Origin of the sequence: Methylobacterium sp. J-070 (genome assembly GCF_022829385.1) — a bacterium.
GTDB lineage: Bacteria > Pseudomonadota > Alphaproteobacteria > Rhizobiales > Beijerinckiaceae > Methylobacterium.
The window spans coordinates 20,481-27,487 of the sequence record NZ_JAKSXX010000099.1 but is presented as its reverse complement, the minus strand read 5'-3'; the positions used below and the strand labels follow the sequence as shown (position 1 = coordinate 27,487).

The window sequence follows — 7,007 nt, the reverse complement described above, 5'->3', positions numbered from 1 at the left end:
GAGGGCTGGCAGAGCGTGCGGAAGGTGAAGGACGGCGAGACGACCGACGACCTGTATGCCTTCCTGACGACCGAGCCGAACGCCGAAGTCGGTGCGGTTCACCCGAAGGCGATGCCGGTGATCCTCACGAAGCCAGAGGAGTGGGCGACGTGGCTGTCAGCGCCCTGGTCGGAAGCGAAGGATCTCCAGCGGCCCTTGGCCGATGATGCCTTGGTCGTCGTAGCTCGTGGCGCGCGCCGGGATGGGCGAGCGGACGAAACGAGTTAGAGTCTGAACTTAATTTAAGTGCTGGCGTCTTGATACTGTTCGACGACATGCAGGAAGCCGGCGAGGCTGGCGCTCCGGACCGGATGGAAAGGCTTAGCTTGAGCTTCACAGTATCGCTTGAGATGAAGGCTCGCCTCGTGGCTGACGCACGTCACCGGGAATACCGCTAGTTCAGCTTGCCCAACCAGCCCTGCCAAGAGGCCGAGATTGTCCTCGACGCCGCCGTCGTGGTTGAGCAGTCTGCCGCCCTTGGCCTCCACAAAGCGGCGCAAATTAGCCACCTGACGCTGCGCCGACCGCCGACATAGAGGATGACCCGACCGTCGAGCCATCCTGATGCTCGGTCGTCAGCAACGATCGCGGTCGGCTCCTCTAGCGCCGCTTCGAGCGCAGCCAGTTCCCTCTCGGCGACAGAGCGACGAGCTATCTCTGAGGCCAGATCGGTGCTGAGGCGTTCGGCCGCTTTGGCCAGCACCGCCAGCCTCTCCTCCAAGGCTGTCGCGTGCGCTGTCTCCCGGGCCAGCCGTGCTTCCAGCGCACGTGTGCATGGTGACTCGACGGCCGTGGCCACTGGGACGAGGCGTTCGGTCTCGACAGCCCTCGTGCGTCTGTCGAGGTCGTCGCGCTCCGACATGAGCGCCATGATGCGCTCGTCCCGTGCGATGATCGCCTCATCGCGCCGCGCCAACTCTTCTTCGAGATGGTGCAGGCGTCGGATGTCGGCCCGGTTCGACTGACCGACGAGGTGCGAGAGCATGTGCACCTCGCCGAAGATGTCCTGCACCAGGGGCCAATCAGTCGCCGGGTGGGTGATCGCCGCCCAGTAGGCCCCAGGGATCTCGCCGCGTTCCCGGGAAGCCTTCCACAGCGCCCGTACCGCATCGGGTGTGCGGGCCTCATCGAAGCGCGCGATCTCACGCTCATGCCGCCGGTCCAGGGTCTTCTGCAGCAGACGGGCGCCGCCGTCCTTGCGGCCGGCGATCTGGACGATCTCGCCGTGCAGCCGGTGCTCGCTGATGGTCCGCACATCCGGCCGCCCGAGCTTGGCCAGGATCGCTCGGGCCTCGGCGTTGGTCAGGCAGGTGCCGACGATCGAACAGTGCAGGCTCTCGGCAAGCTCCCAGATCCGATCGCGCGGCTTGTCGGCCGGGTCGGCGGCAGGCGGGGGGACGAACGGCGGATGACCGGCTGACGCAAGAGCGCGCAGGGCGGGGCCGTCGAGGTAAGCGTGTGGCGGCATCGGCGTCTCGGCAGGCGCTATATCCGGTCAGATATAGCAGTCTGTCCAAAAACAACCGGTTTGCCTAGGGGGAGGTGGTGGGCGGCTCATCGCCCGCGTTCCGATCAGGGGCGACGATCCGGTCGAGAAACGGGGCGGCCGCGCGGTCGGCGGCCCGCTCGATCGCCCGGTAGTGGGCGACGAGATCGGCCCCGAAGCCCGACAGCCGCGCCCCGCCCCCCGCCTTGCCGCCGATCTGCGCCTCGACCACGGGCTGCCCGAAGCCGCTGTTCATCGCCTCGATCAACATCCACGCCCGCCGATAGGACATGTCCAGCGCGCGCCCGGCCGCCGAGATCGAACCGTGCTCCGCGATCATCTCCAAAAGCTGCACCTTGCCCGGACCAACGCGGTTGTCCGGCCCGATGTCGATGCGGATACTCAGGCTTGCCATCCGGCCTTCTCCCCACCTCGCACCACCATCCCCCGCGCCGACAGATCGAATGATCACGTGCGCAGCACAGGGTGGTTTCCGCGATATGTTTCACTTGATATAGCGCAAGCGACACATTCGTAGTCGAGGACTGCTTCACGCATGAACCGCCTGATCCGCTCCGGCCTGATCGCCGCCCTGCTCCTTGCCGCTGGCGCGACACAGGCTGCCGAGACCACCACAGTGTTTGCGGCGGCCAGCCTCAAGAACGCCCTCGATGATGCCGGCAAGGCGTTCACGGCGCAGTCGGGGATCGCCATCAGGGCGAGCTACGCGGCGTCGTCCGCGCTGGCCCGTCAGATCGAGAGCGGGGCACCTGCCGACCTATTCGCCTCGGCCGATCTCGAATGGATGGACTACCTCGCCAAGAAGAACCTCATCCGCTCGGACACGCGGGTAAACCTGCTGAACAACCGCTTGGTCGTGGTGGCGCCGAAGGACGCGAAGGAGACCACGATCGCCTTCACGCCGGAGGGCTTCGCAAAGGCACTCGGCCCTGACGGACGCTTGGCGACCGGCGAGGTCAACTCGGTGCCGATCGGCAAGTACGCCAAGATCGCCTTCGAGAAGCTGGGCCTGTGGACCGGGATCCAGCCGCGGCTCGCACAGGCCGACAACGTCCGCGCGGCCTTGATACTGGTCTCGCGCGGCGAGGCTCCGCTCGGCGTCGTCTACGAGAGCGACGCGAAGTCGGATCCCAATGTGAAGATCCTGGGTGTGTTCCCGGCGGACAGCCACCCCCCGGTGGTGTACCCGTTCGCCGTCACGGCGGACGCGAAGGGCGACGGGGCGGCGCGCTTCCTGGATTATCTCCGGAGCGCAGCAGCCAAGCCCTTCTTCGAGGCTCAGGGCTTCAGCGTCATCGACAGTGGCAAGCAATGACAGGCCCCGTAGCGGGCCCAGTAGGAAGGCGAACCTCGTGAAGATCAGCGCGCGCAACATCGTCAAGGGCACCGTGGCCGCGATCGAGAAGGGCGCCACCACGGCGCACGTCAAGATCGAGATCATGCCGGGACAGGTCGTCACCGCCGCCATCACCAACGAGGCGGTCGACAGCCTGAAGCTCGTGGTGGGCGGCCCGGCCTACGCCGTGATCAAGGCGTCCGACGTCATGATCGCGGTCGACTGACGATGGCGATCCCCCGCGCCCTCCTCGCTGTCGGGCTCGTAGCCCTTTCGGTCAACACGGCTACGGCCGAGGACGTGCCGGCCTGCGCGAGCTTCGCGTGGTCGGTGGCGCGGGAACGTGCCGCCTTCGGCGCGCCGGATCTGCCCGCGCTCGCGTCTGGTTCGGCCCTGCCGGCCGGTCTCGGTGCAGCGCAACTGACCCTCGGACCGGCCGCGGCGATCGCGCTGCCGGTTCCGTCCGAGAAGGGGGCGAAGCCTGATACCTTCGCGGGCTTCGTGACCACCACGGTGCCAGCCGCCGGGACGTATCAGGTGACGCTCTCGAACGAGGCCTGGATCGACGTCAGCCAGGATGGCCGCTCGACCCTCAAGCCCGCGGCTCACAGCGGCAAAATTGGTTGCCCGGAGGTGCGCAAGAGCGTGCGCTTTGCTCTGGACGCCGGCACCGTGACGATCGAGATCAGCCGCGCGTCGAGCCCGCAGATCAAACTCGACCTTCTCCCGGCCGATTAGCTGAGCAGGCCGCCCCCGGTGCCTCATGGCTCGCTGATCGGCCCGAGTTCATGGCGGGCGAGGATCGCCTGCCCTTTCTCGGAGACGAGGAACAAGGCGAGGCGCATCGCGTCCGGATTATCGGTGATCAGCGCTAGGGTGTAGGTCGCCGGCACCGTCAGATCGGACGGCAGTCGCACGAGGCTGAGGCCGGCGGCCTCCTTCATCGTGCCGCGCTGGCCGCTGCAGTAGTACAGCAGCGCGTCGGCGTTGTTGCCCAGGAAGACGGTGGCGCTGGGACTGTGGTCTGCCACCGGCACCATCGCGTTGGGCGTGCCGAGCAGCTTCAGCGCCTTCTTCTCCAGCACGGCCCTGGCGCCGGGATGCGCGGCCTCGGCCCGGTCGAACACGGCCTGCGCGTAGTCGCCGCCGGGATCGGCCCCGGGTGTCGAGGTCGCGAGCCGCAGGTTGGGCTTGAGGAGTTGGTCGAGAAGGTTGTCGGACGTCAGGCCTAGATCGGCGCGGGCGAGCACGCACAGCGTGTTGCGAGCAAACGGCACGACGTCTTTGGCCTTGCCCGCCGCAGCAAGGCGGCGCGGACCGGCGAGGTCGGCCGATAGGTAGAGGTCCGCCTTTTCTCCGTCCTCGATCCGCTGCCGCAGTAGACCGGCCGGCCCGAAGGTCGGCGCGACCACCGCCTCCGCGGGCAGGCCCGAGGCGGCGATCACGTCCTTAAGTGCGGCCACGAGACTGCCGGCAGCGTAGACCCGCACGGGCTCCGCTAACGATACCCCCGCGGAAGCCATTGTGAGGCACCCGAGAAGGGCCGCTAAGCGCAAGGCACGCAGCGATGAAGGGAGACGAGAGGCGGCCAAAATACAATCCGGACAGTTGGATCAGCGCTGTATCCACATGGATATAACCAAGTGACCGTTGAGGCCACCCCCGGGTGCTGGCTCCCGTGCGCCCGGTCGGGGTGTCAGCCGCCGGTCTCGAAGTCGCCGGGTTGCGGTGGGGCAATCGGGGTGAAAAGTGCCCGGTCAGGCTTGAGGTCGAGGAGCGGCGTACCGTCCAGGCAGTCCAAGCCCCTGACCGTCAGGGTGTTGCCCTCGATGGCAACGAGCGTGGCGATCGACGTTCCGATTGGGTTCGGCCGCACTGGCGAGCGCAGGGCGAAAGTCCCCCGCGTGGTGCCATCGTTGGCGGGGCTCTGCCGCACGAGATCGCGTCGCGAGGCATCGAGCCAGTACAGCACCTCGATCTGGGCGAAGGCTGCTAGCCCGTCGAGGGCCGCGACCCAAGGCTCGAACACTTCGATACGGCAGAGCGGACCATCCGAACGCCCCTGGCGTGGGCAGGCGAGGCGGTCGGTCCAGGGCGTGCGGATGCGACCGATGTAGACCAACCCAGCGTCTTGGGCGTCCGGTGCCGCAACTGCGACTTCCCCGGCTCTGATTTCGTTGAGACGCACCATGGATACCGTTCTCCCACGGACGCTCAACTAATGCCAGTTCCCTGTCGCAGCGTGTTCGAATTACTCCGCGCTACGAGACCGTCTTCTTTTGGGCAACTGCTGACGTTCAACCTTTGAAAGGCAGCCGTCTGTTTTCCAACCCGAGCGAAAGTTGCCACATCGTCTGTCCCTGAGCAGGACCCACAGCTAGAGCCCTAACTTCGGACGCCACGACGGCGAAGCCGCGACCGGCAACGCCCTTGCGAGCGGCCTCGATCGTGGCATTGAGCGCCAGCAAGTACGTTTGGCCCGCGATGCCTGAGATCATCCCGAATGGCGCCGATCCGGAGCGAATTCTGACCGAGCGCCTGAACGAGAGCGGCTGTCTGATCGGCTTCGCTGACGGCGGTCTGGAGAAGAGCCGAACCGGAGACCTGCCGAATTATCTCCTGGATGGACGAGCCCAACTCCTCGGCAGTCGCGGCCACAGTAGTGGACTGAGAGATCGCCTCGGTCGCGTTGGGCGTCATGACTCGAGCGATCGCCTGAAGCTGGGGCAGCAGGTCTCTCAGTTTCCGCTGCCCCGCGAGCGATTGATCGTTCAGATGTGGCTCGCGCCCTGCGCTGCAAGCACAGCGCCCTCGCTCGCCTCCTCTGCGCTCGTGCGATTGAAGTAGGCGTTCAGGAGCACAGCCGCGATCGAGGTCAGGATGATGCCGTCGCCGAAGATCGGCTTCAACTCGGTGGGGAAAATCCGGAAGAAGTTCGGCGAGACGAGCGGGATCAGGCCAAAGCCGATCGAGATCGCCACGACGATCGTGTTGTTAGGCGACTTCCCGTAATCGACGCTCTTGAGGATCTTGATGCCCGTAGCGGCGACCATGCCGAACATGATGAAGCCAGCACCCCCGAGCACGCACTGAGGCACCGAGGCGACGATGAAAGCGAGCTTCGGCACAAGGCCCAGCGCCAGCATGATCACACCGCCCGCCGCGCATACCCAGCGGCTGTAGACGTTGGTCACGCCCACGAGCCCGATGTTCTGGGAGTAGGACACGTAGGGGAACGTGTTGAAGACGCCGCCGATCAACGTGCCGAGCGAGTCGGCGCGCAGACCCCGCTTGATGTCTTCCGGGCCGACCTCCCGGCCGGTCATCGACCCGAGGGCCAGGAACATGCCGGTGGCCTCAATGAACACGATCGTCATCACGAGGCACATCGTCAGACACGGGATTAGGTAGAAGGTCGGGAAACCGAACTGGAGCGGCAGCACGATGCGCAGCCAAGGCTCTTCTTGGATGCCGGAGAAGTCGGTCCAGCCCAATGCGATGGTCACGAGGTAACCGGCGGTCACGCCGAGCAGCACGGCCATGTTGGCGAGAAAGCCGGTCCCGAACCGGATGATCAGGAGGATCACGGCCAGAACGAGCCCGGCGACTGCGAGATAGCCGCCCGCGCCGAAGTCGGCCGCAGCCGCCCCACCACCGGCCCAGTTCACGCCGACGCGCATGAGCACCACACCGATCATCGTGATAATCGTGCCGGTCACCACGGCTGGGAAGAAGCGCAAGACGTACTTGACGAAGGGCGCGACGCACAGGCCGAACAGGCCGCCGACGATCACCGCACCGTAGATGCCGTTCAGCCCGACGCCGGGCATGGCCGCCATGGCGAGCATCGGCGAGATCGAGACGGCGGTGACACCCATGATGACCGGCAGGCGGATGCCGAATGGCCCTACGCCGATCGTCTGCACCAGCGTCGCGATCCCGCAGGCGAACAAATCTGCATTGATCAGCATTGCGATCTGATCCTTGGGCAGCTTCAGGGCTGCGCCGAGGATGAGCGGCACAGCCACGGCGTTGGCGTACATGACCAGCACGTGCTGAAGGCCGAGCGCGAACAGGCGCGGCGCGGGCAGGACTTCATCGACGGGATGGACGCGCTCGGTCATA

10 protein-coding genes and 1 pseudogene are annotated in these 7,007 nt (G+C 66.2%); 4 read left to right on the top strand and 7 right to left on the bottom strand.

The annotated features are described in order from the left end of the window. Positions 1–267, top strand: a 267-nt coding sequence (locus tag MKL01_RS07260; RefSeq protein WP_243904541.1) for an SOS response-associated peptidase family protein, incomplete at its 5' end; no start/stop codon positions are given. A 14-nt stretch (positions 268–281) separates the two neighbouring features. Here the strand turns inward: MKL01_RS07260 and MKL01_RS07255 are convergent. From MKL01_RS07255 to MKL01_RS07245, 3 genes are all read right to left on the bottom strand, one after another. Next, complete coding sequence (locus MKL01_RS07255) at positions 282–527, bottom strand: DUF2325 domain-containing protein (RefSeq protein WP_243904540.1); 246 nt, start codon at positions 525–527, stop codon at positions 282–284. Continuing rightward, complete coding sequence (locus MKL01_RS07250; RefSeq protein WP_243904539.1) at positions 434–1,507, bottom strand: hypothetical protein; 1,074 nt, start codon at positions 1,505–1,507, stop codon at positions 434–436. The genes MKL01_RS07255 and MKL01_RS07250 overlap by 94 nt, the downstream gene beginning before the upstream one ends. Before the next feature lie 64 nt (positions 1,508–1,571). After that, on the bottom strand, positions 1,572–1,940 hold the full coding sequence (locus MKL01_RS07245) for a winged helix-turn-helix domain-containing protein (protein ID WP_243904538.1): 369 nt from the start codon (positions 1,938–1,940) through the stop codon (positions 1,572–1,574). A 141-nt stretch (positions 1,941–2,081) separates the two neighbouring features. On the opposite strand from MKL01_RS07245, the gene modA reads away from it, so the two are divergent. From modA to MKL01_RS07230, 3 genes are read left to right on the top strand one after another with little or no spacing between them, the layout of a single operon-like run. After that, on the top strand, positions 2,082–2,861 hold the full coding sequence (gene modA / locus MKL01_RS07240; protein WP_243904537.1) for a molybdate ABC transporter substrate-binding protein: 780 nt from the start codon (positions 2,082–2,084) through the stop codon (positions 2,859–2,861). 37 nt (positions 2,862–2,898) lie between these two features. Then, on the top strand, positions 2,899–3,108 hold the full coding sequence (locus MKL01_RS07235; RefSeq protein WP_243904536.1) for a molybdopterin-binding protein: 210 nt from the start codon (positions 2,899–2,901) through the stop codon (positions 3,106–3,108). Between the two features lie 2 nt (positions 3,109–3,110). Next, on the top strand, positions 3,111–3,620 hold the full coding sequence (locus MKL01_RS07230) for a hypothetical protein (RefSeq protein WP_243904535.1): 510 nt from the start codon (positions 3,111–3,113) through the stop codon (positions 3,618–3,620). Between the two features lie 23 nt (positions 3,621–3,643). On the opposite strand, the gene MKL01_RS07225 is transcribed toward MKL01_RS07230, so the two are convergent. The 4 genes and pseudogenes from MKL01_RS07225 to MKL01_RS07210 form a co-directional block, all read right to left on the bottom strand. After that, positions 3,644–4,372, bottom strand: coding sequence for a substrate-binding domain-containing protein (locus MKL01_RS07225; RefSeq protein WP_243904534.1), 729 nt, complete (start codon positions 4,370–4,372; stop codon positions 3,644–3,646). Positions 4,373–4,578: 206 nt separating this feature from the next. Next, positions 4,579–5,073 carry a tRNA (N6-threonylcarbamoyladenosine(37)-N6)-methyltransferase TrmO gene (gene tsaA, locus MKL01_RS07220; RefSeq protein WP_243904533.1) on the bottom strand — a complete coding sequence of 165 codons (495 nt, stop codon included), beginning with the start codon at positions 5,071–5,073 and terminating at the stop codon, positions 4,579–4,581. A gap of 184 nt (positions 5,074–5,257) precedes the next feature. Beyond that, positions 5,258–5,606: pseudogene (locus MKL01_RS35675) on the bottom strand (methyl-accepting chemotaxis protein); the annotation flags it as partial. Between the two features lie 47 nt (positions 5,607–5,653). Then, on the bottom strand, positions 5,654–7,006 hold the full coding sequence (locus tag MKL01_RS07210; RefSeq protein WP_243904532.1) for a nucleobase:cation symporter-2 family protein: 1,353 nt from the start codon (positions 7,004–7,006) through the stop codon (positions 5,654–5,656). Position 7,007 lies beyond the last annotated feature (1 nt).